This is a genomic window from Ruminococcus sp. CAG:379, assembly GCF_000434255.1.
GTDB lineage: Bacteria > Bacillota > Clostridia > Oscillospirales > Ruminococcaceae > Ruminococcus_F > Ruminococcus_F champanellensis.
The window spans coordinates 1-519 of sequence record NZ_FR894837.1 but is presented as its reverse complement, the minus strand read 5'-3'; the positions used below and the strand labels follow the sequence as shown (position 1 = coordinate 519).

At 47.0% G+C, this 519-nt stretch carries 2 protein-coding genes; both read left to right on the top strand.

Annotated elements, in window-relative coordinates; all coding sequences use genetic code 11:
* The first annotated feature begins 47 nt into the window (after nt 1–47).
* The gene (locus QVO51_RS02485; RefSeq protein ID WP_288167778.1) at nt 48–404 is read left to right on the top strand and encodes an IS66 family transposase; all 357 of its coding nucleotides are present in this window, start codon (nt 48–50) and stop codon (nt 402–404) included.
* On the top strand, nt 394–513 hold the full coding sequence (locus QVO51_RS10830) for an IS66 family transposase (RefSeq protein WP_369677878.1): 120 nt from the start codon (nt 394–396) through the stop codon (nt 511–513). The genes QVO51_RS02485 and QVO51_RS10830 overlap by 11 nt, the downstream gene beginning before the upstream one ends.
* Nucleotides 514–519: the final 6 nt, after the last annotated feature.

Below are 519 nucleotides of genomic sequence, written 5' to 3'. Positions count from 1 at the left end.
ACAAGGAAAAGAAGCATTTGCAAGATTTGTAGAACAATTAGGTTGATTTGGAATATGGTTCGGGAGACTATCTGCACGCAGGCTGCTGGTCGCACGCTCGCCGCAAGTTTGTGGACAGCATACCTGAAAATGATAAGAACAGCAAAGCGGCAAAAGCTGTCGAGATCATCGACAGAGCATTTGCCTTGGAGCGTGAAGCAAGAAAAGCAAACGTCCCGCCGGAAAAGATATTGGAGATGCGGCAGAAAGAGGTAAGACCGATCATAGAAGAATTCTACAACTTCATCGGAATACTCAGACCGAGCAAAGGTTCGCACCTTGGCGCGGCGGTCACCTATGTCCTGAATCAGAAAGACAAGCTCCTTCTGTTTTTTAGATCATCCCGAAGTGGAAATGACAAATAATCTTGGAGAACGCACCGTGAAGCCTTTTGTGATCGACCGTAAGAATTTTCTCTTTTCTGCGACGGATAAGGGTGCAGATGCGAGTGCCCTCTTGCCCCCTTCCCGATAAAATAGA

Excerpts from the sequence above, each read along its gene's own strand:
- QVO51_RS10830 (WP_369677878.1), top strand. The coding sequence starts at position 394 with ATGACAAATAATCTTGGAGAACGCACCGTGAAGCCTTTTGTGATCGAC.